This is a genomic window from Desulfofundulus sp. TPOSR, from assembly GCF_011393055.1.
GTDB lineage: Bacteria > Bacillota > Desulfotomaculia > Desulfotomaculales > Desulfovirgulaceae > Desulfofundulus > Desulfofundulus kuznetsovii.
Genome location: NZ_JAAOEF010000003.1, coordinates 493,946 through 519,005, shown reverse-complemented (window position 1 = coordinate 519,005; position 25,060 = coordinate 493,946). Strand labels below are relative to the sequence as shown.

Here is a 25,060-nt window from a genome sequence, read left to right as displayed (position 1 = left end):
TAACTTTCGTTTGCAAAAAAAGCCCTGCACCAGGCAGGGCCGACTTCTTTATGGAAGTTACAAAATCTGTCTTTAGCTAAGTATTCAACTAGTAAGTAAATGTAAAGCTGTCCAGAATCACACTTACAGGACGCGATTGCAGCCAGCTGTTCGGCACCCAGGATTCAAAGAAGTAAAGGGCGCCGTTGGTGGGGTCAACCCCGTTGAGGGCATCCAGCGCAGCCCGTTTGGCTTCCTCGCTGGCCGGACGGTTGATCCAGCCGTTTAATACGGGCTCAAACTGGTAAGATCCAGTTTCGTCCACCTGGTAAATGACCCCGGGAATGGTATTCGGGAAAATGCCGCTTTTTACGCGGTTCAATACCACTGCTCCTACTGCCACCTTGGTGATGTAGGATTCGGAATCGGCTTCAGCGGTAATCAACCGTGCCAGAAGGTCAAAGTCGGAACGGCTATAATTAACGGGACCGGAGCTGATGGCACCCCGGCTTACCGGCGCCGGGCTTGTCCCCCCACTATTCGCAGCGGGGATAATCAGTTTCTGTCCCGGGTAGATCGTGTCACTTCCAAGACCGTTGGCTGCTTTTATTGACTGAAAGCTCACGCCATAACGCAGGCCAATCAGATAAAGGGTATCCCCTGGCTGTACGGTATATGTAACCGGACTTCTCTTTTCATTCCCTACCGGAATGTAGAGCTGCTGTCCCGGGTAAATCAGGTCGGTGTAAAGACCGTTGGCCCGGCGCAGGGCATCCACGGTGGTTCCGTAGGCGCGGCTGATCAGGAACAGGGATTCACCGGGGCTGACGGTATGGGTGGCCGCCGCTGCAGCACCCACGGGCAGCAACACGAGTGCCGCCACAACTGCCAGAAAGTAACGGGCGTAAAGCAACAGCCTGTTCATTTTTCCCTCCTCCGGCCTCCGGGGTTAGTTGATGGGTTCGGGTAGAGGGCACCCTACCGCGCGCCTTGTTTTCACCTCCTTAATAACGCGCGGATTCACCCCGCTCCGGATAAAATTCCCCCGTACCCCGGGCTTCCCGAGGATTCGGCCACTGGTAATTCCATTACAAGTGTAATTATACAGGCCTGTCGCCAGAAATGCCAAGTGACAAATAATGCCAGGTTGGCAGTGCCCCGGCATGAACAGGATACGGTGGTAATTATCTCTTGCGCAGCCTTGCCCTGATCCTGGCGTTAATCTGCTCCATCAGAAAGATTGTGTTAAAAACATGGTGCAGCTGGATGGCAATACTTTCTACAGGCCGGTCCAGGGAAACCAGATGGGGCTCTACTACGAGTTCCACGCCATAGGCGGACTCCATCCGGCTTTTAAAGGCGTGCAAAATGGCCTCCCTGGTACTTTCATCGCCTACCTCCAGCCAGGGAGAAAAAGGGCCGATTTCCTTTTGTTTTACGTGTTCTTTGATTAATGCTATCAAAGCATCGCGGAATTGTTCGAAGTCGGGCCGCTTAGATGCGGACAAAGAAATTCCCCCCTCCAAATGGGGACGCTACGAAGGTTTTGTCTTAATTTCCAGGGCCCGGGCACCAACCGGGCTGGGCTCCAGAACCAGGGCCCGGGCCATAATGCCGCTTTCCCGGAAGGTATCTTTCATCACCCGGGCAATAAGCTCCAAATTGCTGTCGGCCAGGGCAATTATACTCGGTCCGGCGCCACTCAAACAAACTCCCCGGGCTCCGGCGAGGCGGGCTGCCGCCAGCACCTTTTTCATTCCGGGTACCAGGGAGGCGCGGTACGGCTGGTGGAGCCTGTCCTCCATGGCCGTGGCCAGCAGGTCCAGTCTCCCCTGCTGCAGGGCGGCCACCAGCAGGGCTACCCGCCCCAGGTTAAAAACGGCATCCGCCAGGCTGACATGCTGGGGCAATACCTCCCGGGCAGCCCTGGTGCTCAGGTGAAAATCGGGTATGGCCACCGCCACCTTCAGACCGGGAGGGGGATCTATTTTCACGTAGCGGATCTCCCCTTCCACCGTAGTGGAAATAACAATGCCGCCCAGAAGGGCCGGCGCCACGTTGTCGGGATGGCCCTCAAGCTGCGAGGCCATGGTGAGCAGTTCCCGGTAGGAAAGCTTGTTTCCGGAAAGAATGTTGGCCGCCACCAGGCCGCCCACAATGGCCGAGGCACTGCTGCCCAACCCCCGGGCCACTGGAATGTGATTGATCAAACGGATACGCAGGCCCCCGGGATCAAAGCCTGCCTGCTTGAAGAGATACATGGCTGCCCGATAAACCACGTTGCTTTCATCCCGGGCAATGTCCTGAACGCCCTCCCCGTGCACTTCAATAACCAGACCGCTGGACAGGCGTACCATTTCTACTATGTTATAAAATTTCAAAGCCATCCCCAGGCAATCAAAACCCGGACCCAGGTTGGCCGTGGTGGCAGGTACCTGCACACGGACCATTCTCTTACCCTGCCCCTTTCTACTCACCTTCTACCCGAATACAGTTGGCGATCCGGTCCACCGGGCTCAGGCATTCCACCAGGTGTAAAGCATCCTGGAGGTTTTGTTCCCGCACCCGGTGGGTTACCATGACGATTTCTGCCCTGTCACCATCGGTGTGTTTTTGAATCACCGAAGCCAGGCTGACTTCCTTATCCCCAAAGGCATAGGCTATGGAAGCCAGCACTCCCGGCCTGTCGGCTACCATCAGGCGAATGTAAAACTTGCTTTCGGTCAGGGCCATGGGCTTGATTGGTTTTTCTTCGTAACAGGTGCAGCCGATGAAGCCCGGCACCTTATGTATAATGTGACGGGCCGCATCCATAATATCCGCCGCAACGGCGCTTCCAGTGGGTAATTCCCCCGCGCCCCGGCCGTAAAACATGGTGTCACCCACGGCATCGCCCCGGACAAAAATGGCATTAAAAACGTCGTTAACTGAAGCCAGGGGGTGATTTTGGGGGATCATGGTCGGATGCACCCGCACTTCGATGCCCTCGGAAGTTTCCTTGGCAATGGCCAGCAACTTGATTACATAATTCAACTCCCGGGCGTAGGCAATATCCCTGGCTGTGATTTTGCTGATGCCTTCCACATAAACATCGTTTAAAGTGACACGTGAATTAAAGGCGATGGAAGCAAGGATGGCCAGCTTGCGCGCCGCGTCCAGCCCCTCCACATCGGCGGTGGGATCGGCTTCGGCGTAACCTTTGGCCTGCGCTTCCCGCAGTGCCCGGTCGAAATCCACTCCTTCCCGGGTCATTTTGCTCAACATGTAGTTGGTTGTACCGTTGATAATGCCCATAATCTCCTGAATGCGGTTGGCCGCCAGGCACTGCTTTAAAGGACGGATGATGGGGATTCCTCCGGCCACGCTGCCTTCAAAAAGCAGCCCTGCCCCGCTGGCCGCGGCGGCGGCAAAAAGTTCCTTACCGTGCAGGGCAATCATGTCCTTGTTGGCCGTAACCACACTTTTACCCCGCTTCAGAGCGGCCATGACATAGTCCAGCGCCGGGTGGATACCTCCCATTACCTCCACCACGATGTCAATTTCCGGGTCATCTAATATATCCTGATAATTATCAGTAAGCAGGGCCGGATCCAGCAGGATGCCCCGGTCCCTGGTTAAATCGCGGACAAGGATGCGGGAGATTTCCACAGGTGCGCCCACCTTATGGGCAATGTTTACCGCATTGCCGGTAAGAATGCGGTAAACTCCGCGGCCTACCGTTCCCAGGCCTAAAAGCGCTACTTTTATCGTTTGCTGCAAAAATCCTCTCTCCTTCCTTCCAACACTTGTCCCTGGTACAGCCATGAATATTTTATCATCGTTAACTGGTTGAGGGCAAATAAAAAACCGGCTTGGAACCGGTTAAATAATTATGCAGATAAGTCCACCGCTTCCCTCGTTGACGATGCGTTGAATGGTTTCCTGCAGTTTTGCCCGGGCATTTTCCGGCATGCGATAAAGTTTGTTTTGAATCCCTTCCCTGACCAGATCATGCACAGACTTGCCGAATATCTCGGACTGCCAGATCTTCTGCGGGTTGGATTCAAACTCGGTGAGCATGTAACGGACCAGTTCTTCGCACTGCCGTTCAGTGCCGATAATGGGAGTAATTTCGGTGGCAATATCCGCCCGGATCATGTGAATGGAGGGAGCCGTTGCCTTCAGTTTGACCCCGAAGCGGCTGCCCTGACGTATTAACTGGGGCTCCTCCAGGACCATTTCGTCCAGGCTGGGAGTTACCACCCCGTAACCAGTTTCCCGCACTTCCGCCAGCGCCTGGGCCACCTTGTCGTACTCCCGCTTGGCCACGGCCAGTTCTTTAACCAGTCTGAACAGTTCATGGTTTCCGCTAATCCTGAAGCCCGATTCTTCGCTCAAAACCTGGAAGAAAAGCTCCTGGGGAGAAGTTATTTCAATGGCTGCCACCCCGGTACCCATATCCATTTTGGTGATACTGACCGACTCGACAAAGTCGTAGTCCCCCAGCCTTTCCACCGCGCCGTTAATATCCCGTAAACGGCGTACGTTCTGGATGGTTTCGCGAACCGACTCTTCCACTTTTTGTCTTAACCAGTGGCCGCTGTCCAGTTCTTCCACCCATTGCGGAAGCAGGACGTTAACCTCATTGACGGGAAATTCCATCAGTACGGTTTCCAGAATAAACAGGGCGTCCTGCTGGCCCATCTGCAGGCAATCCACCGGCAAAACCGGAACATCGTATTTTTCGGCCAGCTCTTCAGCCAGGGCTACCGTTTGGGGGTCGTGGGGATGGGTGCTGTTCAGCAGCACTACGAAGGGACGGTTGATGTCCTTAAACTCGGCAATGACCCTTTCCTCGGCTTCCACGTAGTTTTCCCGGGGAATATCGGTAATGCTCCCGTCAGTGGTGACCACTACACCCATAGTGGAGTGATCCGTAATCACCTTGCGGGTGCCGATTTCCGCCGCCTCCTGGAAGGGAATGGGTTCGTCAAACCAGGGTGTTGATACCATCCGCGGTCCGCTTTCATCCTCGTAGCCCAGGGCTCCCTCCACCCGGTAACCCACGCAGTCCACCAGGCGCATTTTCACGTTGAGGTTGGGCGAAATGGTAATTTCCACAGCCTCATTGGGCACGAATTTGGGTTCGGTTGTCATTACCGTCCTGCCGGCACCGCTCTGGGGCAGCTCATCTTTGGCCCGTTCCCGGTCGTAGGGATTTTCGATGTTTGGTATCATCAGCAGCTCGGCAAAACGCTTGATAAAAGTGGACTTGCCCGTGCGGACGCCGCCACTCACACCCAGATAGATATCGCCGCCGGTACGTTCCGCGATATCCCGGAAGATATCCACTTTTTCCATGGATGTATTCCCTCCCTAAAAGTTTTGCAGCCTGAAGCTTACGAGACTAGTTTTTTCCAATGGCATACATTAACAATATATATATATTAAGACCCCGGCGGATTATGACCGGGGTAACTTTTTTTTAAGCGGGATTTCCACGAGGTTGGTTTTAATCAGAAAAAAGTTGGGATATTCAGGAGGATTCCTGCTATTAATGTCGAACAATCTTTAAGAGAAGAAAAAGTTGTCAGGAGAGGGGAGTGATGCATGAAAGGGATGCCTCACCCGCCAGTTAAGGCAGGGCTCCTGTGGCGGGTCTTTTTGTTGAGTTTTTTATTGAGTTTTTTACTGGTCTGCCTGGTTCCTTCAATTTCATGGGCTGCCCTCAAGCACACGGTGGTGGCCGGTGAAACACTTTACGAACTGAGCCGGCGGTATGGAATCACCGTTGAGGCTTTACAGGCGGCCAATGGTTTAAACGGACATCTGATCTACCCTGGTCAGACACTGATTATCCCCGGTTCGGCAAAGGCACAGCCAGCCCGGAACACCGTGGTGACCGGTAATAATACCCGTGCCGGGGCTAACAGATACACCGTCCGTCCGGGGGATTCACTGTATGGGATCGCACAGCGTTACGGTGTGGGAGTACAGGCGATAAAGCAGGCAAATAACCTGGCCTCCGACCTGATTTTTCCGGGACAGGTTTTAATCATACCCGGTGGCACTACCCGGGTGTCCCCTGACCGTCAGGTTTCCCGCGGGGAAACAGACGGCGCAAGAGCAGTGCTGGCCAAGGCTGTTTCCCTGTTGGGCAAGCCCTACGCGTACGGGGGCAGTGGCCCTGGAGCATTTGACTGCTCCGGCTTTACTTCTTATGTTTTTCGGGAAACAGTAGGTATAAGCTTGCCCCACAACGCGGCGGCTCAAGCCCGGCTCGGCACCCGGGTTGGTCGTGATGATTTGTCCCCCGGGGATCTGGTTTTCTTCAGCTATTACGGCAGCGGTGGCATTGACCATGTAGGTATTTATGTGGGCCAGGACCGGTTTATTCATGCTTCTTCCAGTCAAGGGGTAAAATATTCTTCCCTTAACGAGTCTTACTATGCCGCCAATTATAAGGGAGCAACCAGAATCTTGCGTTAACCTGAACAAAGACGCCCGCCTTGGACAAGCGGGCGCTTTATTTCCAGGTTTTTTTCGCGCCACAGAGCGGCGGCCAGGGCCACTTCCTCCATCTCGCGCCGGCGGCCCCTGCTCATCAGGTTGACCACTGCTTCCCGGGGGGACACTTTCTCAAAAAGCACCCGGTACATCTGCTCGGTAATGGGCATTTCCACCTGGTACCGGATCGCCAGGCGGTAGGCCGCCCGGGTGGTGCGCACCCCCTCCACCACCATCTGCACACTGGCCACAGCTTCGGAAAGGCTCTTCCCCCGGCCGATTTCGATCCCGGCCCGGCGGTTGCGGCTGTGCATGCTGGTGCAGGTGACAATTAAATCTCCCACCCCGGCCAGACCGGCAAAAGTGAGGGGGTTGGCCCCCATGGCCAGTCCCAGGCGGGTGATTTCGGCCAGACCCCGGGTCATCAAGGCTGCTTTGGTGTTGTCCCCGAAACCCAGCCCGTCGGCAATACCCGTACCCAGGGCAATAATGTTTTTCAATGCCCCTCCCAGCTCCACCCCGGTCACATCGGGGTTGGTATAAACCCGGAAATTACCGGTCATGAACAGGTCCTGGGCGGCCTCAGCCGCGGCCATATCCCGGCCGGCCACCACGACGGCGGTAGGGACCCCCCGCCCCACTTCTTCGGCGTGGCTGGGTCCGGAAAGGACCACGTAACGGCAGGTTTGCTCTTCTCCAGCTTCCGCGGCAAATACCTGGGAAAGGGTAAGGAGGCTGTCTTCTTCAATACCTTTGGCCGCATTGATCAACAGCGCCCTGGCCGGCAGGTGCGGGAGTGAGGCGCGCAGGACTTCCCGGAAAGCATGGGAAGGCACGCAGAAAATCACCGCCCGGGAGTTTTTTACCGCTCCGGAAAGATCCGTAGTCACACGCACATTTGGGGGGGACAGCAACTCCCGGCAGGTAACGGCTGTTCTGACCTTCGGCATTAATCCGGGCGGCCAGATCCGCCCGGCGCGACCATATTTCCACGGGTGTACCTTTACCGGCAAGCAAAACGGCCAGGGCTGTGGCCCAGCTGCCGGCTCCCAGAATGGCTACCTTTTGTTTCACTACCCCCAACCCTTCCCTTTAACGGATTTTTGATTCGGTGCCGGCCAGCAGCCGGCGGATATTGGGCATGTGTTTGTATACGGCAATAACCGCCACCACCAGCGCAAAAACCAGGTACTCACGAGGTTGCTTTAAAACTAACATCCACAGGGGCATTGAAACGGCAGCCACTATGGAGCCCAGGGAGACGTAACGAAAAGCCGCCACCACCACCATCCACAGCCCCAGGGCAAAAAGGGCGGCTGCCGGAGTAAGACCCAGGAAAACTCCCAGGCCGGTGGCAATAATTTTCCCTCCCCTGAAGCCCAGGAATACCGGCCAGCTGTGCCCGGCGATTGCGGCCAGGCCACAGGCCAGCTCAAGACCGTGTCCCCCCAGGTAACGACCCAGGAGTACAGCCGCGAAACCTTTGCCGGTATCACCGATGAGAGCGATTGTACCTGCCACAGGACCCAGGGTCCGCCAGACATTGGTTGTCCCGATATTCCCGCTGCCGTGTTGCCGGATGTCAATTCCCCGGGCGCGTCCCAGCAGGTAACCCACGGGAACTGAGCCAATCAGATAGCTAACCACTACGGCCAGAACAGCCATTTTCTCTCCCTTCCTCCCTTTTAATCCCGCTGCCGCAGCAGGAAGCGGATGGGCGTTCCCTCGAAACCAAAGGCCGCCCGGAGCTGGTTTTCCAGGTAGCGCAGGTAAGAAAAATGCATCAGCTCCGGATCGTTGACAAACAGGATGAAGGTGGGTGGTTTTACCCCGCCCTGGGTAGCGTATAAAATTTTCAAGCGCCGGTTTTTATCGGCCGGCGGCGGGTTATGCATAACGGCGTCCCTGATCAGCCTGTTTAGATCGGAGGTGCTGATGCGCAAACACTGCTGCTGCGCCACCAGATCCACCATTTCTAAAAGCCTGGGCACCCGCTTTCCCGTCAGGGCGGAGATGAACACTACCGGGGCATAGGTCATGAAGGTCAGTTCCCGGCGAATCAATTCGGTGAAGCGCTGGGTGGTACGGTTATCCTTTTCCACCAGGTCCCATTTGTTCACTACCAGCACGCTGGCCTTTCCCTGCTCGTGGGCATAGCCGGCAATGCGCTTGTCCTGGTCGGTTACGCCTTCCAGGGCGTCCAGCACCACCAGGGCCACCTCGCAGCGGTCTACCGCCCTTAAGGAACGAATTACGCTGTATTTTTCTACAGCTTCCTCGATGCGGCTCTTACGCCGGATGCCCGCCGTATCCACCAGCATGTAGCGGCGCCCTTCCCTCTCAAAATAGGTGTCAATGGCATCCCGGGTGGTGCCGGGGATTTCACTCACGATTACCCGCTGTTCCCCCAGAATGGCATTGACCAGGGAAGATTTGCCCACATTGGGCCGCCCGATGACGGCAATACGGATGGTATCGGGCTCTTCTTCCTCCGCGGCGTCGGGAGGCAAAACCGACACCAGGCGGTCCAGCAAATCCCCGGTGTTCATCCCCTGGGCGGCCGAAATGGGGATGGGCTCGCCCAAACCCAGACGATAAAAGTCCACCAGCTGACCGGTGCGCTGGAAATTTTCCACCTTGTTGGCTACCAGCAATACGGGCTTTTTGGTGCGCCGCAGCAGGGCGGCCACGTCCTCGTCCGTACTGGTCAATCCCGCCCGGGCATCCACCAGGAAGAGCACGACGTCGGCTTCTTCTATGGCCAGCTCTACCTGCCGCCGCACCTGCCGGGGAATATCCCCCGATTCCACAAAGTCCAGCCCGCCGGTATCCACGAGGGTAAAAACACGCCCGGCCCACTCGGCATCCTGATAGAGCCGGTCCCGGGTTATTCCAGGCTCATCTTCCACTATAGCTATGCGGCTCCCCACCAGGCGGTTGAAAAGGGTGGATTTCCCTACATTGGGGCGGCCCACAATGGCTACAATTGGTTTTGGCAAGGGGAGGACCCTCCCTTTACGAACAGGCGTAGATATTCTGTCAACCCGCTGGCTGCAGTACCGTTTATTTATGTCAACATTTCACACAGGCTTCTACCAGTCCCGCTGGTCCGTCAACCACTATCACGGGGCGGTCCAGCAGGCTGGATAATTCCTGCACAGTCATACCGTCGAGAAAGATTTGCTCCGGCTGGCGCAGCATGACTGCGGGCAGGATTAAGGTTTGTCCCGGATTGCTGCCTTCCAGGGCGGCTAAAATGTCCTTTCCGGAAACAAGACCGGTCACGGTCACCTGGGGCCCAAATAAACGGTTGGGGATCACGGCCAGTTCCACCGCCAGATTTTCAATCTCATTTAACCTGTCCACCACTGGCGCCAGGACTCTTTCGGCCAGCACTCCCGTAGCCACGGTTACCTTGCGGGGGCAGGGCAGTGCCCGGGGCAGGGATGGGGACACCTGCTCCCATACATCCAGAAAGAGGCGCACCAGTCCCACACCGTTTTCCGTCTGGGGAAAATCATCGTAACGCAAGGCGGGGGGAACTTCCTTCTCCGCCAGCAGGTAAAACTCATCGCTGGCAAAAACCACCGCGCGGGCGCAACGTTCCAGACAATGATCCTGCCAGGTTTGTACCTGTTCCACTATCTCACCCGCTTCTTCCCGGGTAAAGGGACGCAGGGGAAAAAGTCCCTCCCGGTAACGGGTAAGGCCTACAGGAACGATGGCTACGGAACGTACTGCCGGCCAGAGGTTCACCAGATCCCTCACGGTGCGTTCCAGTTCCACCCCGTCGTTTATCCCGGGGCACAGGACCACCTGGGTGTGCATTTCAATTCCCCCCTGGCCCAGCCGGTGCAGTTGTTCCATGATTTTGCCGGCCCGGGGGTGGCCGAGCATTTTTTCCCTTAAAGCGGGGTTGGTGGTGTGCACCGATATGTAAAGGGGCGACAACCGCTGCCGGATGATCCGTTCCAGATCCCTCTCCCTCAAGTTGGTCAGGGTAATAAAGTTCCCCTGGGTGAAGGAAAGGCGGTAGTCGTCGTCTTTGACGTACAGGGTGGGGCGCAGGCCCCGGGGCATTTGATCGACAAAACAGAAAAGGCAGCGGTTCTGGCAGCGGCGGATGGGTTCCAGCCCCCCGCCGGTAAAATCCACGCCCAGGTCGTCGTCAAAATCCTTTTCCACATCGCAGAGCCATTCCTCACCGTTGGCTTTGATCAGGGTAAGCGTCAGTTCTTCTTCACAGGTCAAAAAGCGGTAGTCCAGAATGTCCTCCACCGGCAGGCCGTTTACGGCCACCAGCCGGTCCCCCGGTTCCATGCCCAGTTCGGCGGCAATACTGCCCGGGGTTACTTTTTCTATTACAAGACCCTGCACCGCCATCATCGTCACCTTTCGCTGGAAAACGTTAGAACACGTAACAGTATTACTGGAAACGTTACGAATACGTAACAGTATTATATTGTAACTTCACGCCGTATCGCAAGTGTTGGAATGCTGTGTGTCCTCAGTGCTTCACAATGACGTAGACGCCGTTTTCCAGGTCGTGGACCATGGCGTCCAGGGTGCGGGCCAGATAGCGGGCCATCTTGACCTGTTCTTCCTGGTTGCGGGCAAAAAAAATAGGCGCTCCTCCGGCCACAATATCCATGTTTAGGGTTACCACGGCCAGTATGCGGTTTGCCATTTTGCCATCATCTCCACCGGATTTTACCTGGCGGCCATGCGTCCCGCTTCGGTTTTCAAAGGCCTGGAGCGGGCGCTTTCCAGGACGGGGGTGCGCTTCACCGCCAGGATCAAAGCATCCATGTCCCTTTCCACCGGCACGGTATACAGTCCCACAGCCCCGCTGTCGGAGTCGATGCGGGCCAGAGGGGTGAATTCGGGAAGATCCACGTCCTTTTTTGTTCCCAGGAGCACCGTGACGGTGTGGGCCATGGCCTGGCGCTGTCCCAGATCATGGATGGTAGCCCGGGCATCGGCATTCTTTGGTTTGATTAAAACCGCCAGGCCTTCAGCCGTAATCTTTTCGCGCATTTCTTTCAGCCCGATATTGATAAACCCGATGTTTTCCACCATGAGGATGGAATCTTTAAACCATAGTTTCGCCGGGACAACCTCACATATATCCCCGATGGTCTCCCCGGCCATAAATGTACGCACAAAGATTATGGAAAGCAGGGCCATAATTATCGCCGCCGGAGCCCTCCCCAGCTCATAGGCAATGCTGGTAAGAAGGGCGCAGGCCATGGCCAGGTAGTTGCGGGCTTCAAAGGTGCGGGCTATCCCTTCGATATAATCGCTGCCCCGCTTGACCAGTTCGTTTTCGTCAAGATGTTCCAGGGTTTTTCTCTCGATACCCCGGATTTCCCGGAATTGACTGGCGGCCAGGGCCAGAAAGGTCACGGCAGTATAATCCGGTTTCAGGATAGCCGGGATGGCCACCGCTCCCAGGGCTGAGGCAATAAAACCAAGGGACAGGTGGGAGAGATAGCCGTGGGGGTAGCCGGGATACTGGCGGTAGTCCAGACGCAGCATGACCATGCGGGCCACAGTCCCGGCCATTGTCCCGGCAATGATGGTGCCAAGGTAATGTTCCAATTTACTTCCCACTCCTAATCCTGGCGGATGCGTTCCAGGTGATCCTTAGCCGCTTCGTTGGCATCGGGATCCTTATGACCCGGTGCCGGAGTACGGGTAGCCTTTTCGGCAGTATCCAGATCCGGTTTTCTGGCCCGCCGGGGAGCAAAGAAACTGGTAAATTCCCGGCTAAAGAAGTCGCTGAGTCTGCTTTTGGCCCTGTCCCAGCTGCCGGCGCTGATGAGCAGAAAAGCACCACCACCCAGCAGGGTCAAGGCGATAATCCAGCCAAGGGCTTTCCAGCTGCCCGGTGTTCCCGCCGTGCGGTCGGTAATTGGTTTGGGCATTCCTTCAGGCGCTGGTCCGGTGAGACCAAGTACCACCGGAACGGCGTCGGCCAGGAGGGCGACACCCCGCTCGGCCTCCTCCTTGGTGTTGGTGTGGGTACCCGCTTCAATGAGCAGGGCGGTAGGCATTAGGTCCTGGTTGTAGTCACCCTGGGCGGTGAAGATTTCTTTCACTATCGGCTTGTGTACGCTGTTGGCGTAGGACATCAGCCTCTTGGCAAAATCAAGGTTGGCCTGCATCCGGGGGTTTTCCCGTCCCACCACCAGCCGTGCTTGAGCCACTTGTTGATCGGAGATGTAACGACGGTAATAGGTGGCGTCGGGTACGCCATCCCTGTGCACATCGAAAAGGGCAATGGGGTTGTTTTGCATCAATCTTACTGCCGTTCTCCGGGAACGGTAGTAGGCGTTGTCATCGTGGGGGTCGTGAGGGGTTTTGTCGTAATCCACTCTCACCCCACCATTCTTCAAGCGGTTCACCAGGGACTCCCCCACCTGATAAATGCCTCCTTTGAAGGGGATGGATTCCGAGCCGTCCGTAGGCACATAGGATTCATCGCTATGGGTATGGTAGATACCCACCGGCTGGGTGTTGCGGGCCATCTGGACGACGGGAACTTCCAGCCGGCTGTAAAATTCGTTGTAGGCCAGCAGGTCCTTGTCCATCCCGATAAAGCGGGCGCAGGCGGTATTGCCCTGTATTCTGACCACCCGGTAATGACGGCCTTCGGCGGTGAAAATTTCGTCACCCACCGCAACCCGGCGTGAAACCTGACTGATCACCCGGCCGTGCTCGTCCTTTACCGTACATACGTTGCCCACCCGGTGGTCGTTTTCCGCTTCTTTGAAAAAGGAAGCCAGTGACCATACCGGCTGGGTGAGACGGGAAGCTGATAAACCCACCAGCAGGGATATCCCTACCAGTAGCAGGCCGATTCCCCAAATGATCCTGCTTTTTGCCCCGGTCACTTTAATGACCCCCTTTCACCGGTTTCAGGACCCTCTTTTCCGGCTGTGCTCTCTTTGCCCTCGCCGGGGTCCGTTCCTGGTTTGCGCAAAGCCTTGAGCAGCGCCTCCGGCCGCCCCTTTACCACCGGGCCTCCTTGAAGCCGTTCCCGCACCTCGCCCACCACTTCGGCCAGGAGTACGGCCAGGATTCCCGCCAGCACAATGGCATCGAAAGCGCCGGCTCCGCCAATGGCCACCCGGCCTGCCGGGGCACCGCGGCCTACCAGCCAGAAATAGTAACCTATATCCAGAACCAGCAACCCGAGGGTGGCCGAAACAAAGGCGGCCCGCCTGGAACGTCCGGCCAGGTAACCCACCAATCCGGCCGCCAGCGGGTAAAGCCACAGGGCATCCAGGATTTCGTACCTGCCCCCGGGTTCAGGCAGGCCGCGCATAACCAGGGAACCCAGGGCATAGACCACCAGGGCGGTCACCCCCGCCCCCACCAGGGCACGGGTGCGTTCCGCAGCGGTACCTGCTTTGGAGATCAGGTAAATGGCCAAACCCAGGGGAATCAGACCGCCGCCGACGTTAATGGAAACGGGGTAACGGCCGCCCGGAATGGGTATGGAGATAAAACTGCCTATGATCATGGCCACAATTACCGCCAGGGCACCCCGGTCGGTAAGGCGCATACGGTCCAAAGCCCGGTGTGCCAGGCCGAAAAAGATCAAAAGGGAGACAATAATCAGAGCGGTAAAACCTACGGGAAAGCCGGTCATCTGCAATCCTCCTCGTTGTTAATTCTTTTTTAGACTGCCCCGGCCGGGTGTAAATATGCAAAAAAAAAGCGGCGTCTTACACGCCACTGTTCCTTGAGTAAAGGCAGGTTTATTTTTCAAAAAGGTCCCCTACGACCTCACCTATAGTTACGCTGGCACCGTTGTCGGTGTGTTGGTGTCTCGGCTCCTTAGCGCGCCGGCTTTCTCTTTCCCGCTCCCGGTTGACTTCCCGGATGGACAGGCGGATCCGCTTTTCGGCGCGGTCCACGTTGAGCACCTTGACTTCCACCTCGTCCCCTTCCTGGACCACTTCATCGGGAGTAGCTACATGCCGGTCGGCCAGGTGAGAAATGTGCACCAGGCCTTCCACCCCCGGTTCCAGCTGTACAAAGGCCCCAAAGGGTGCGAGTCTGACTACCTTTGCCCGTACTATGCTGCCCACGGGATATTTTTCTTCCACGTTATCCCAGGGGTTGGGCAACACCTGTCTTAAGCCCAGGGAAATTTTTTCATTCTCCCGGTCCACCCGGAGGACCATCACGTCTACTTCGTCGTCCACATTTACTACTTCCGAGGGGTGGTTAACCCGGTACCAGGCCATTTCCGAAATGTGCAGGAGTCCATCCACGCCGCCAATGTCCACGAAGGCGCCAAAGCTGGTAAGGCGGCGTACCACGCCCCGTACCACCTGGCCTTCCTGCAAACTTTCCAGCATCTCTCTACGCTTGCGGACCGCATCTTCCTCCAGTACCGCCTTGCGGGACAGGATGACTTTCCGCCTGCCCCGGTTCAACTCGATTACCTTGGCCCTGACCGTTTCTCCCACATACTTGCTCAGATCCTCCACGTAGCCCCTTTCAACTAAAGAGGCAGGCAAAAAGGCTCTTAAGCCCACATCCACCAGAAGACCGCCTTTGACAACTTCCCGCACGGTGCCTTCCACCGGTTCGCCGCTCTCCAAATGCTCATTTAATTTAACCCAGGCCCTTTCTGCATCGGCCCGTTCTTTGGAAAGGATGAGCCGGCCCTCATTATCTTCTGCTTTAATGACGGCTACTTCTATCTCATCCCCGACTTTTACCACTTCTGCGGGGGAACTTACATTGTAGCAGGACAGTTCCCTTAAGGGAATAATGCCTTCCGATTTGGCTCCTACATCTACCAGCACTTCATCGGTACCTACTTGAACCACTACACCCTTCACGATTTGCCCCGGACGCAGTGACTTTACCTCTACGGCTTCTTTCATACCTTCCTCGCCACTGGCGGTTTCCACGGCATTTTCCCCAATGCTGGGTGTAGCGCCGGTTGCGCTGTCGGCGGCGGGTATGCCTTGCGCAGCTTCCCGGGCGGCAGCGCTGGCAGTGGTGTCCTGGGCGGCATGGGGAGCTTCTCCGGCAGTCTCCCCGGCAGCACCGCCTGGAGCTGCCATTTGTCCTTCCTCCCCGGCTACATTGGTGTCTTTAATGTTTTCCTCCACAGCTACCATCTCGCCCAACTCCTTCATCCGTCGTTCTACCTCCTCTATAATCCAGTCAGGTGTGGATGCCCCCGCTGTCAATCCCGCTACCTTCACCCCCCTGAACCAGGCGGGATCCAGTTCCCGGGCGGTTTCCACCTGATAGGTTGGCACACCCGCCTGCCGGCACAGGGCAGCCAGCTTGCGGGTATTGGCGCTTGACGCTCCACCAACCACCACCATCACATCCACCTCCCGGGCCAGTTCCAGGGCGGCCTGCTGCCTGGCCCCGGTGGCGTGACAGATGGTATTGTATACTTTTAGTTGTCCCGCTTTTTGTTGCAGGACATCCACCACTGCCTGGAAGTTGGCCAGCGGTTGGGTGGTTTGGGCCACCACGGCCATGTGGGCCACCGCCGGCAACTTTTGGGCTTCCTGGGGCCCTTCCACCACTACCGCCCGCCCACCGGTCCAGTCCACAATACCCTGAACCTCGGGATGATTTTTATCGCCCACTACCACTACCAGCGTGCCGCCGGCGGCTTCCGAGTGGGCCAGCTTTTGTGCCCTGCCCACGAAGGGGCAAGTCGCATCCACTACCTTCAAATCACGTTCCCTGGCAGCGGCCAGAATACCGGGGCCCACGCCGTGGGAGCGAATGATTAGCTTCCCCCCGGGACGGGCTTCTTCCACCCCGGCTATTTCCTGTATCCCCGCTGCTGCCAACTTTTCCATTACCTGGGGGTTATGGATCAGAGGGCCCAGGCAGTAAACGGGCCCGTCCCGTTCCCTGGTTGTGATCATCGCCAGATTTAATGCTCTTTTTACGCCAAAACAAAAACCCGCTTTTTCAGCCCGCCGCACTTGCATTGACAAATCACCGACTTACTTACCCGCTGTCCATGAGCCTGGCAATTTCATGCATTAGTTCCCGGCTGACCGCCTGGTAATCCGGTCGGCCGGTTTGGTCGTCACGGGAAAACACCAGCGGTTTACCTATATGTACCCGGACCTTGCCGAAGATTCCCCGGGTGTTGATCACCGCCACCGGCAGTACGGGCACTTTTGCCCGCAGGGCCAGCATGGCTGCTCCCAGATGTGGTTCCAGGAGCTCACCGCTTTTGCTTCTGGTTCCTTCGGGGAAAATACCTACCACCCGGCCCTGCTTTAACAGTTCCAGTGCCCGCCTGATGGCCTGCCTGTCGCCACCGCCCCGGCGCACGGGAAAGGCGCCTAAAGCCCGTATTACCGGTCCCAGAAGGGGTATGCCAAACAGCTCGGCCTTGGCTATAAAGTGCACCTGGCGGTCCAGGGCGCAGCCTACCACCACGGGATCCCAGTAGCTGACGTGGTTGCTGACCACCAGCACCCCTCCCGAAGGGGGGAGGTGATGTGCCCCCACCACTTTCCAGCGACGGATAAGGGCAAGGATCACCCGGCATAATGCCCGGGCAAAACGGTAGAACATCAAGACGACCTCCCCAGGACCCGGGCGGCAATCATTTCCACTACCTGTTCGGCACTCAGGTGTGAACTGTCAATAATCCAGGCATCAGGGGCCGGTATCAACGGAGCCACGGAGCGGCAGCTGTCCTGCCTGTCCCGTTCCGCGATTTCCTGGATTAAGGAATCCAGAGGAACATGGTGCCCCTGGGCCTGCAAATCCAGCTGGCGACGCCTGGCCCGTGCTTCGGGCGAGGCGGTAAGGAAAATTTTTAATTTTGCATCTGGAAGAACCACTGTGCCCACATCCCGCCCATCCATAACCACATTTTTACATCTCGCCATCTCCCGCTGCCGGCGCACCATGATTTCCCGCACTCCGGGCAGCCTGGCCACCAGTGAAACGTGGCGTGAGACTTCCGGTTCCCTGATGGCCCGGGTTACGTCTTCGCCGTCAAGAAAAACCCGGGTCAGACGGTCGGGATCAGTGGTTAACTCTATTCGGCTCTGATTGGCCAGTGCCTTTAAAGACTCTTCATCGGCGAGGTTTAATCCCCGGCGCAGGGCCTTCAAGGTTATAGCCCGGTACATGGCTCCGGTATCGATGTATAAAAAGCCCAACCGCCGGGCCAGTTCCCGGGCCACCGTACTTTTACCCGCCCCGGCCGGGCCGTCAATGGCTATAGACAGCTTGGGGACCATGGTCATCTCCCTATTATAGTAACACAAATACCCTCTTTAATTTCGACACCGTAAAGTTATTTCCTTCAATAATAAAAAAGAAACCGGGGGAAACTCTCCCGGCATTAGTCTACCCGTAAAGAGCTTAAAATACTGGCGAACCCGGGGAAGGAAACATCAACACATCCCGCATCCTGAATTACCGTTTTGCCCCGGGCGGCCAGACCGGCTACGGCCATAGCCATGGCTATGCGGTGATCCCCGTGGCTGGCGCATGAGGTCCCCGTGAGTGGCCGGCCACCCCGTACCCGGAGGCCGTCGGCCAGCGCCTCCACTTCCACGCCAAATTTCCTCAGCTCTTCCACCACGGTGGCAATGCGGTTGCTTTCTTTCACCTTCAGCTCCGCGGCATCCCTTACCTCCAGTTCCCCTTCTGCCAGGGCGCCAGCTACGGCTAGAACGGGAATTTCATCGATGAGGCGGGGAATCAATTCCCCACCGATGGTCACGCCCCTAAGACGGGAATGGCGAACCCGGATGTCGGCTACCGGCTCACCACCCAGCTGGTGCCGGTTGAAAATCTCCAGATCGGCACCCATAGCCCGCATCACTTCCAGAATGCCGTCCCGGGTGGGGTTGATTCCCACTTCCCGTATGGTCACGTCGGAACCGGGTACCACCGCCGCCGCCACCATAAGGAAAGCAGCCGAGGAAATATCTCCCGGCACCGTTACCCGGCGCCCCGCCAGGACCTGCCCGCCCTTTATTGTAACGGTAAGCCCCTCTTTATGTATTTCAGCACCGAAGTATTGCAGCATGCGCTCCGTATGATCCCGGGACGGAGCCGGTTCAGCGACCCGGGTTTCGCCCCGGGCCGAAAGGCCGGCCAGCAACAGGGCCGACTTTACCTGGGCGCTGGCTACGGGCAGGGAAAAGCTGTCACCCTGCAGTTCACCACCCCGCACCGCCAGGGGAGCCAGATTGGCCCCCTGGCGCCCCCAGATGCGGGCACCCATCCGGGATAAGGGGGCGGTGACCCGTTTCATGGGCCGCCGGCGCAGGGAGGCGTCCCCGGTAATTACGGTAAAAAAGGACAACCCGGCCAGGATGCCCAGCATAAGGCGTATGGTTGTCCCTGAATTGCCTGCGTCCAGCACGTTTTCCGGTTCCTTGAGGCCCGCAGGACCCCGGCCGTGTACCGTGAGCCGGCCTTTTTTATCGGGGCCGGTGAAAGACACTCCCATTTCGGCCAGGCATTTCACCGTAGCCAGGCAGTCTGCACCCATGAGAAAATTTTCAATATGGGTATCACCTTCAGCCAGGGCGCCCAGCATGGCCGCCCGGTGTGAGATGGATTTATCCCCGGGAACCCTGGTGATCCCCCGCAGCGCCCGGGGTGGGGTAATTTCCAGGTTCATACCTTGCCTGCCTTTCATTTACTTTTTACCGCTTCACTACCTGGTAGCCGGCCTGTCTTAAGATATTCGCTGCTTCGTCCTGTTCGGTGGCGGTGGCGAAGGCCAGGCGTATGGAGCCCCCTTCTCCTTCCCGCACCCGGAGGATTTCGATGTCGCCAATGTTGATGCCAGCTTCTCCCAACAGGCTGGCTATTTTAGCAATCATCCCCGGACGATCGGGAACCCCCACCACTATCTCGTACATGGCCCCCAGATATCCCCGCATGCGGGCGGGGATTTTTTTACGCATCTGGCTGGCCCGTTCTAAAAGGCCGAGGATTTTTTCCCCCTCCCCTTTTTTAATAACTTCTTCCAGCTGATCCAGCTCCCGGCGAAAGACGGCCAGAACTTCGGAAACAGCCTTTGTGTTGGAGAGAAAAATGTCCCGCCACATCGGGGGATTACCGGCAGCCACCCGGGTGGTGTCCCGGAACCCCCCGGCGCCCAGGGGGAGAAAGCCTTCTCCCCCCGGTAAATCCACCAGGGTATTCACCAGGGCCACGGCCACCAGGTGGGGCAGGTGGCTGACGGCGGCCACCGCCCGGTCGTGTTCTGCAGGGGTCATTTCCACTACTTTAGCCCCTACCCCGGCGGCCAGTGACCTCACCCGTTCCAGGGCCGGCGGGGGGGTATCCGGGAGAGGAGTGATGATGTAAAAGGCGTTTTCAAAAAGGTAGGGGTCCGCCCCGGCCATGCCTGTGTATTCCGAGCCGGCCATGGGGTGTCCTCCTACAAACCAGGCCCCCGGGGGCATTATTTCTGCCGCCCGGGTGCAGACTACCACCTTGGTGCTGCCCACATCGGTGACCACCGTACCCGGCGAAAGATGCGCTTTCAGCCGGGTCAGGACGGCCAGGGTTTCACCCACCGGTGTGGCCAGAATGACCAGTTCCGATCCGGATACCGCTTCCGCAGCATCAAATGACGCTTCGTGTACGGCCCCTGATTCCCGGGCCAGGCGAAGGTTTTCCGGGTTTTTGTCCACCCCTACCACCCGGCGGGCCAGGGAGCGGCGGCGCAGGGCCAGCCCCAGAGAGCCCCCCATTAAACCCACGCCGATGATGGTCACCTGGTTAAACATCAGCCACTCCCCCGGCCAGCTGGCGGTTTACGGCCCGGGCTACACCGCGTAATTCCTTCATCATGTGGGCAAAATTTTCTGGGGTTAAGGACTGCGGGCCGTCGCACAGTGCTTCCGCCGGGTTGGGGTGCACCTCGACCAGCAGGCCGTCGGCACCGGCGGCGATCGCCGCCCGGGCCATGGTGGGTACAAACCGCCATTTACCGATGCCGTGGCTGGGGTCTACCACCACCGGCAGGTGGCTTAAGTATTTAACCACCGGCACGGCGGTAAGATCCAGGGTGTTGCGGGTGTAGTTTTCAAAGGTGCGGATGCCCCGCTCGCACAGGATCACTTTATGGTTGCCCCCGGACATAATGTATTCTGCTGCCATGAGCCACTCTTCAATGGTGCATGAAAGGCCGCGTTTTAAAAGGACAGGTTTATCGACCCGGGCCACTTCCCGCAGGAGGAAGAAGTTTTGCATGTTCCGGGCACCGATTTGTAGAATGTCGGCGTATTCCGCCACCAGGGGCAGGGTGCGTACATCCATTACTTCCGTGACTACTTTTAGCCCGGTGAGTTCCCGGGCCTCGGCCAGAAGCTTCAAACCCTCCTCTTCCAGCCCCTGAAAGGAGTAGGGGGAAGTACGGGGTTTGAAAGCACCCCCCCGTAAAATGGTAGCCCCGGCAGCTTTCACCTGCCGGGCCGCCTCCAGCAGCTGTTCCCGGCTTTCCACCGCACAGGGGCCGGCCATTACATGGATCTCTTCCCCCCCGATAGCCAGATCCCCCACCATGACCACGCTGTCTTCCGGATGAAAGGCCCGGCTGGCCAGCTTGTAGGGCTGGAGCACCGGCATTACCTTTTCCACGCCGGGCATGGCTTCCAGGGCCATATCCCCCAGGCGGGTGCGGTCACCAATGATCCCGATGATGGTCCGCTCTACACCCCGGGAGAGATGTACTTGAAAACCGCTTTTTTCCAGCCGACCCACTACTGCTTCTATCTGCTCACCGGTTGCATTTTGTTGCATGACGACAATCATTTTCTTACCTCCCGTACTGTCCGTACTGCCGTTATTTTACCCGTAAAACCGAACAGGGCACCCTTTCAGGAGGTGCCCGCAAGATCAAAAATACACAGACCATCCCTCCCCTACCGTACTACCATCCTGCAACCATAACACAGTTTTATCTTAGCATATGCCACCATTGCTGGCAACGCCTTTTATTGTAAGTTATGGCAGACCTGTTTTTTTAGGACAGCCTGCGTCCGAGGCTTTCAGCCAGGGGGCGCAGTTCTGCCATTAGCCGCCCCAGTTGTTCGGGGAACAGGGACTGGGAGCCGTCGGAAAGGGCCTCTTGAGGGCAGGGGTGAACTTCCAGCATCAATCCGTCGGCTCCCGCCGCTACCGCCGCTTTGGCCACTGGGGCCACCAGGGAGCGGCGTCCCGTGCCGTGGCTGGGATCGGCAATTACAGGCAGGTGGGAAAGCTCCTTAACGGCAGGGATGGCGTTTATATCCAGGGTGTTCCGGGTATAGGTTTCAAAGGTGCGGATGCCCCGCTCGCACAGGATCACTTTATGGTTGCCCCCGGCCAGAATATATTCCGCGGCCAGCAGCCACTCCTCGATGGTGGCGGCGAACCCTCTTTTAAGCAGCACGGGATGCTGAACCCGCCCGGCTTCCCGCAACAGGTCAAAGTTCTGCATGTTGCGGCTGCCAATTTGGAGAATATCGGTATATTTCAAAACCAGGTCCAGGTAGCGCACGTCGGTTACCTCGGTGACCACGGGCAAACCCGTCAAATCCCGGGCCCGGGCCAGAATACGCAAACCTTCTTCTCCCAGTCCCTGGAAGGAATAGGGAGAGGTGCGGGGTTTAAAGGCTCCGCCCCTTAAGATATGTACCCCCATCTCCTTGAGGGTCCGGGCCAGCCCCAGCATCTGCTCCTCACTCTCTACGGCGCAGGGACCGGCAATAATTACCACCTGTCCATCCCCGAGGCGGCAGGTTTTCAGATCAATCACCGTGTTTTGCGGCTGGTGTTCCCGGCCAGCCAGTTCATAGGCAGGCAAGGTGCAGACCTCCTTAACAACCCTTTGAACATCAGGCACACTTTTCGATAGCGCACTTGATATCCTTAACCAGGGCAGCCACCGCCGGAGCGGGATCGCCCGTTCCCGCCCGGGCCACCAGGTCGACGATGGCGCTGCCCACCACCATGGCATCACAGTATGGTGCCACCGCGGCAGCCTGCGCCGGACCGGCAATGCCGAAGCCAATGGCGCAGGGAAGCTGTATGTGCCGGCGCACCTTCTGCGTGAATTTCGCCAGGTCAGTGTGAATTTCCTCCCGGGCACCGGTCACCCCGGTAACCGAAACGCAGTAGACAAAGCCCCGGGCCGCGGGAGCCATGGCAGCCAGCCTTTTTTCGGTGGTGGTAGGAGCCACCAGGGGTATGAGGGCGAGTCCGTAATGATCAGTATGCCCCAGCAATTCTTCGCTCTCTTCAAAGGGCAGGTCGGGCACGATCAGGCCGTCTACCCCGGCCCCGGCGGCGTCCCGGGCAAAACTTTCCAACCCGTACTGAAAAACGGGATTGTAGTAGGTCATCAGGATTAAAGGAACAGCGGTGCTTTTTTGCCGGATATCGGCGCACATGCGGATGATGTCCTTAACCCGCACGCCGTTGGCCAGGGCCCGGGCAGAGGCCTGCTGGATGACCGGGCCGTCGGCTACGGGGTCCGAAAAGGGGATGCCCACTTCCACCAGGTCGGCCCCGGCCTCTACCATGGTCTTGACCAGCCGGGCGGTTGTATCCAGATCCGGGTACCCGGCGGTAATGTAAGTGATTAGCCCCTTTTTCCCTTCTTGAGCCAGGGCGGAAAAACGTTGGGTGATACGGTTTCCTTTCATGGCTGTTTCCCAGGAGGGCCTGGTACTCCTTTCTTTTAAGATTTAAATTTTTTTAGCCCTCCCCTCCCAGGGCGCGGGCCACGGTTTGCACATCCTTGTCCCCCCGGCCGGAGAGGTTTACCACGATGATGGCATCTTGAGGCATTTCCCCGGCCATCTTCACTGCCTGGGCCAGGGCATGGGCACTTTCCAGGGCCGGAATGATTCCCTCGGTGCGGCAGAGCAGTTGAAAGGCTTCCAGGGCCTCTTCATCTGTTACGGCAGTGTATACGACCCGGCCCGTTTCTTTCAAATAGCTGTGCTCGGGACCCACACCGGGATAATCCAGCCCGGCGGAAATGGAGTGGGCCAGGTTGATCTGGCCATCTTCATCCTGCAGGACGTAGCTTTTCGACCCGTGCAGAATACCCGGGCGGCCCCGGTTAAGGGTGGCGGCGTGTTTGCCGGTTTCCAGCCCGCAGCCCGCTGCTTCCACCCCGACCAGTTTTACTTCCCTGTCTTCAAGGAAGGGGTGGAATATGCCCATGGCATTGCTCCCCCCGCCCACGCAGGCCACGATTACATCGGGCAGCCTCCCGGTTTGTTCCTGCACCTGCCGGCGGGTCTCCACCCCAATCACACGCTGGAAATCCCGCACCATCACGGGATAGGGATGGGGGCCGGCTACCGACCCGATCAGGTAATAAGTGGTATCGACATTGGTCACCCAGTCCCGCATGGCTTCGTTCATGGCATCTTTCAGGGTGCGGCTGCCCGCCGCCACACCAACCACCGTGGCACCCAGGATGCGCATGCGGAAGACGTTCAGGGCCTGGCGGGCCATATCCTCTTCGCCCATGTATACGGCACATTCCATGCCGAACAGCGCAGCGGCGGTAGCTGTGGCCACCCCGTGCTGGCCGGCACCCGTTTCGGCGATAATCCGTTTCTTACCCATGCGCCGGGCCAGGAGAATCTGGCCGATGGTATTATTTATCTTGTGGGCACCGGTGTGGTTGAGGTCTTCCCTCTTGAGATAAATCCTGGCCCCCCGGCAGTGTTCACTCAGACGGCGGGCAAAATACAACGGTGAGGGCCGTCCCACGTATTGCTGCAGATAATATTCCAGCTCCTGCCAGAAGGACGGGTCCCGGCGGGCTTCCTGGTAGGCCGCGGTCAGTTCTTCCAGGGCCGGCATGAGGGTTTCCGGCACGTAACGGCCTCCAAAGGATCCAAAGTAGCCCCGCTCATCCGGTAACGACATGTACTTTTCCCCCTTGTATATATTCACATATAAGTTAAAGGCCTTTGGCTGCGGCAATGAAGCGGCGGATTTTGTCCGGATCCTTTTTCCCCGGCTGACCGTCCTTTTCCACCCCGCTGCTGACGTCCACCCCGTAGGGCTGCACTATAGCCACGGCGCGGCCGACGTTTTCCGGCGTTAGGCCGCCCGCCAGGATGAGGGGACGGGAAAGCTTTAAACCGGCGGCCAGCTGCCAGTCAAAGGGCTGCCCGGTGCCTCCCTTTTGACCGGCCACAAAGGTATCAAGCAATATGGCATCTGCCGGATAACCGGACAACTCTACCGGGTCGATTTCATCACCAACCCGGAAGGCCTTGATCACCCTGCGGCCCAGGGAGCGGCAGTAGTCCGGGGATTCACTGCCGTGCAGCTGGATCGCGTCCAGCCCGCAGTATTCCGCCACGGCCCGCACCTCTTCCAGCGGGGCATCTACAAATACTCCCACCCGGCTGATGAAGGGCGGCAATTCTCTGCAAATCCGGCAGGCCTGGGACGGGGTGATGCGACGGGGACTGGGAGCAAAGACAAAACCGAGGGCATCCGCTCCCGCTTCAGCGGCCGCCAGGGCGCTGGAAATATCAGTGATGCCACAGATTTTTACCTTTACCATTGAACAATACCTTCCCCCAGAGTA

Annotated in this window: 23 protein-coding genes, 1 pseudogene and 1 riboswitch; of the genes and pseudogenes, 1 reads left to right on the top strand and 23 read right to left on the bottom strand. The window is 57.8% G+C overall.

Annotated elements, in window-relative coordinates; translation table 11 throughout:
• Nucleotides 1–88 precede the first annotated feature (88 nt).
• From G7K71_RS13410 to spoIVA, 5 genes are all read right to left on the bottom strand, one after another.
• Nucleotides 89–904, bottom strand: coding sequence for a LysM peptidoglycan-binding domain-containing protein (locus tag G7K71_RS13410; RefSeq protein WP_166347225.1), 816 nt, complete (start codon nt 902–904; stop codon nt 89–91).
• Nucleotides 904–1,064: riboswitch (cyclic di-AMP (ydaO/yuaA leader) on the bottom strand. (Overlaps the previous gene by 1 nt.)
• Before the next feature lie 99 nt (nt 1,065–1,163).
• Nucleotides 1,164–1,487, bottom strand: coding sequence for a hypothetical protein (locus G7K71_RS13405; RefSeq protein WP_013822908.1), 324 nt, complete (start codon nt 1,485–1,487; stop codon nt 1,164–1,166).
• Nucleotides 1,488–1,514: 27 nt separating this feature from the next.
• A complete protein-coding gene (gene thrB, locus G7K71_RS13400) occupies nt 1,515–2,429 on the bottom strand; it encodes a homoserine kinase (RefSeq protein WP_166347222.1) in 915 nt (304 codons plus the stop codon).
• 19 nt (nt 2,430–2,448) lie between these two features.
• Nucleotides 2,449–3,738: a homoserine dehydrogenase gene (locus G7K71_RS13395; protein ID WP_243174907.1), complete on the bottom strand. Its 1,290-nt coding sequence runs from the start codon at nt 3,736–3,738 to the stop codon at nt 2,449–2,451.
• Nucleotides 3,739–3,840: 102 nt separating this feature from the next.
• Nucleotides 3,841–5,319: a stage IV sporulation protein A gene (gene spoIVA / locus G7K71_RS13390; protein WP_013822911.1), complete on the bottom strand. Its 1,479-nt coding sequence runs from the start codon at nt 5,317–5,319 to the stop codon at nt 3,841–3,843.
• Nucleotides 5,320–5,625: 306 nt separating this feature from the next.
• On the opposite strand from spoIVA, the gene G7K71_RS13385 reads away from it, so the two are divergent.
• Nucleotides 5,626–6,447: a LysM peptidoglycan-binding domain-containing protein gene (locus G7K71_RS13385; RefSeq protein WP_166347216.1), complete on the top strand. Its 822-nt coding sequence runs from the start codon at nt 5,626–5,628 to the stop codon at nt 6,445–6,447.
• On the opposite strand, the pseudogene G7K71_RS13380 reads toward G7K71_RS13385, so the two are convergent.
• The 18 genes and pseudogenes from G7K71_RS13380 to G7K71_RS13295 form a co-directional block, all read right to left on the bottom strand.
• Nucleotides 6,444–7,548 (bottom strand): annotated as a pseudogene (locus G7K71_RS13380) (NAD(P)H-dependent glycerol-3-phosphate dehydrogenase). The gene G7K71_RS13385 and the pseudogene G7K71_RS13380 overlap by 4 nt on opposite strands.
• Before the next feature lie 9 nt (nt 7,549–7,557).
• A complete protein-coding gene (plsY, locus tag G7K71_RS13375) occupies nt 7,558–8,130 on the bottom strand; it encodes a glycerol-3-phosphate 1-O-acyltransferase PlsY (RefSeq protein WP_166347213.1) in 573 nt (190 codons plus the stop codon).
• A 20-nt stretch (nt 8,131–8,150) separates the two neighbouring features.
• Nucleotides 8,151–9,464 carry a ribosome biogenesis GTPase Der gene (gene der, locus G7K71_RS13370; RefSeq protein WP_166347210.1) on the bottom strand — a complete coding sequence of 438 codons (1,314 nt, stop codon included), beginning with the start codon at nt 9,462–9,464 and terminating at the stop codon, nt 8,151–8,153.
• 73 nt (nt 9,465–9,537) lie between these two features.
• Nucleotides 9,538–10,848 carry a DUF512 domain-containing protein gene (locus G7K71_RS13365; protein WP_166348437.1) on the bottom strand — a complete coding sequence of 437 codons (1,311 nt, stop codon included), beginning with the start codon at nt 10,846–10,848 and terminating at the stop codon, nt 9,538–9,540.
• Between the two features lie 124 nt (nt 10,849–10,972).
• Nucleotides 10,973–11,152, bottom strand: coding sequence for a capping complex subunit for YIEGIA (locus tag G7K71_RS13360; RefSeq protein WP_013822917.1), 180 nt, complete (start codon nt 11,150–11,152; stop codon nt 10,973–10,975).
• A 23-nt stretch (nt 11,153–11,175) separates the two neighbouring features.
• Nucleotides 11,176–12,066 (bottom strand): YIEGIA family protein, encoded by an 891-nt coding sequence (locus G7K71_RS13355; protein ID WP_013822918.1) that lies wholly within the window; start codon nt 12,064–12,066, stop codon nt 11,176–11,178.
• A 14-nt stretch (nt 12,067–12,080) separates the two neighbouring features.
• Nucleotides 12,081–13,361 carry a stage II sporulation protein P gene (spoIIP, locus tag G7K71_RS13350; protein ID WP_166347207.1) on the bottom strand — a complete coding sequence of 427 codons (1,281 nt, stop codon included), beginning with the start codon at nt 13,359–13,361 and terminating at the stop codon, nt 12,081–12,083.
• Entirely contained in the window at nt 13,358–14,122 is a 765-nt protein-coding gene (locus G7K71_RS13345; protein ID WP_166347204.1) for a DUF1614 domain-containing protein, read from the bottom strand. The genes spoIIP and G7K71_RS13345 overlap by 4 nt, the downstream gene beginning before the upstream one ends.
• Before the next feature lie 109 nt (nt 14,123–14,231).
• Nucleotides 14,232–16,451, bottom strand: coding sequence for a bifunctional 4-hydroxy-3-methylbut-2-enyl diphosphate reductase/30S ribosomal protein S1 (locus G7K71_RS13340; protein WP_166347201.1), 2,220 nt, complete (start codon nt 16,449–16,451; stop codon nt 14,232–14,234).
• 19 nt (nt 16,452–16,470) lie between these two features.
• Complete coding sequence (locus G7K71_RS13335) at nt 16,471–17,049, bottom strand: 1-acyl-sn-glycerol-3-phosphate acyltransferase (RefSeq protein ID WP_166347198.1); 579 nt, start codon at nt 17,047–17,049, stop codon at nt 16,471–16,473.
• Nucleotides 17,049–17,726 carry a (d)CMP kinase gene (gene cmk / locus G7K71_RS13330; RefSeq protein ID WP_166348434.1) on the bottom strand — a complete coding sequence of 226 codons (678 nt, stop codon included), beginning with the start codon at nt 17,724–17,726 and terminating at the stop codon, nt 17,049–17,051. Before cmk ends, G7K71_RS13335 begins: the two co-directional genes overlap by 1 nt.
• A gap of 104 nt (nt 17,727–17,830) precedes the next feature.
• A complete protein-coding gene (aroA, locus tag G7K71_RS13325) occupies nt 17,831–19,123 on the bottom strand; it encodes a 3-phosphoshikimate 1-carboxyvinyltransferase (RefSeq protein WP_166348431.1) in 1,293 nt (430 codons plus the stop codon).
• 25 nt (nt 19,124–19,148) lie between these two features.
• Nucleotides 19,149–20,243 (bottom strand): prephenate dehydrogenase, encoded by a 1,095-nt coding sequence (locus G7K71_RS13320; RefSeq protein WP_166347195.1) that lies wholly within the window; start codon nt 20,241–20,243, stop codon nt 19,149–19,151.
• On the bottom strand, nt 20,236–21,270 hold the full coding sequence (aroF, locus tag G7K71_RS13315; RefSeq protein ID WP_166347192.1) for a 3-deoxy-7-phosphoheptulonate synthase: 1,035 nt from the start codon (nt 21,268–21,270) through the stop codon (nt 20,236–20,238). Before aroF (G7K71_RS13315) ends, G7K71_RS13320 begins: the two co-directional genes overlap by 8 nt.
• A 211-nt stretch (nt 21,271–21,481) precedes the next feature.
• On the bottom strand, nt 21,482–22,303 hold the full coding sequence (aroF, locus tag G7K71_RS13310; protein WP_013822927.1) for a 3-deoxy-7-phosphoheptulonate synthase: 822 nt from the start codon (nt 22,301–22,303) through the stop codon (nt 21,482–21,484).
• A gap of 31 nt (nt 22,304–22,334) precedes the next feature.
• Nucleotides 22,335–23,144 carry a tryptophan synthase subunit alpha gene (gene trpA, locus G7K71_RS13305; protein WP_243174903.1) on the bottom strand — a complete coding sequence of 270 codons (810 nt, stop codon included), beginning with the start codon at nt 23,142–23,144 and terminating at the stop codon, nt 22,335–22,337.
• 52 nt (nt 23,145–23,196) lie between these two features.
• Nucleotides 23,197–24,387: a tryptophan synthase subunit beta gene (gene trpB, locus G7K71_RS13300; RefSeq protein WP_013822929.1), complete on the bottom strand. Its 1,191-nt coding sequence runs from the start codon at nt 24,385–24,387 to the stop codon at nt 23,197–23,199.
• Between the two features lie 34 nt (nt 24,388–24,421).
• The gene (locus G7K71_RS13295; RefSeq protein ID WP_166347186.1) at nt 24,422–25,036 is read right to left on the bottom strand and encodes a phosphoribosylanthranilate isomerase; all 615 of its coding nucleotides are present in this window, start codon (nt 25,034–25,036) and stop codon (nt 24,422–24,424) included.
• Nucleotides 25,037–25,060: the final 24 nt, after the last annotated feature.

Coding starts and splice junctions, on each gene's coding strand:
- G7K71_RS13320 (WP_166347195.1), bottom strand. CDS start 20,243: ATGTTTAACCAGGTGACCATCATCGGCGTGGGTTTAATGGGGGGCTCT.
- trpA (WP_243174903.1), bottom strand. CDS start 23,144: ATGAAAGGAAACCGTATCACCCAACGTTTTTCCGCCCTGGCTCAAGAA.
- trpB (WP_013822929.1), bottom strand. CDS start 24,387: ATGTCGTTACCGGATGAGCGGGGCTACTTTGGATCCTTTGGAGGCCGT.
- G7K71_RS13345 (WP_166347204.1), bottom strand. CDS start 14,122: ATGACCGGCTTTCCCGTAGGTTTTACCGCTCTGATTATTGTCTCCCTT.
- aroF (WP_166347192.1), bottom strand. CDS start 21,270: ATGATTGTCGTCATGCAACAAAATGCAACCGGTGAGCAGATAGAAGCA.
- G7K71_RS13335 (WP_166347198.1), bottom strand. CDS start 17,049: ATGTTCTACCGTTTTGCCCGGGCATTATGCCGGGTGATCCTTGCCCTT.
- G7K71_RS13340 (WP_166347201.1), bottom strand. CDS start 16,451: ATGCAAGTGCGGCGGGCTGAAAAAGCGGGTTTTTGTTTTGGCGTAAAA.
- cmk (WP_166348434.1), bottom strand. CDS start 17,726: ATGGTCCCCAAGCTGTCTATAGCCATTGACGGCCCGGCCGGGGCGGGT.
- spoIVA (WP_013822911.1), bottom strand. CDS start 5,319: ATGGAAAAAGTGGATATCTTCCGGGATATCGCGGAACGTACCGGCGGC.
- thrB (WP_166347222.1), bottom strand. CDS start 2,429: ATGGTCCGTGTGCAGGTACCTGCCACCACGGCCAACCTGGGTCCGGGT.
- G7K71_RS13365 (WP_166348437.1), bottom strand. CDS start 10,848: ATGGCGGTGCAGGGTCTTGTAATAGAAAAAGTAACCCCGGGCAGTATT.
- plsY (WP_166347213.1), bottom strand. CDS start 8,130: ATGGCTGTTCTGGCCGTAGTGGTTAGCTATCTGATTGGCTCAGTTCCC.
- aroA (WP_166348431.1), bottom strand. CDS start 19,123: ATGAACCTGGAAATTACCCCACCCCGGGCGCTGCGGGGGATCACCAGG.
- G7K71_RS13360 (WP_013822917.1), bottom strand. CDS start 11,152: ATGGCAAACCGCATACTGGCCGTGGTAACCCTAAACATGGATATTGTG.
- G7K71_RS13295 (WP_166347186.1), bottom strand. CDS start 25,036: ATGGTAAAGGTAAAAATCTGTGGCATCACTGATATTTCCAGCGCCCTG.
- G7K71_RS13410 (WP_166347225.1), bottom strand. CDS start 904: ATGAACAGGCTGTTGCTTTACGCCCGTTACTTTCTGGCAGTTGTGGCG.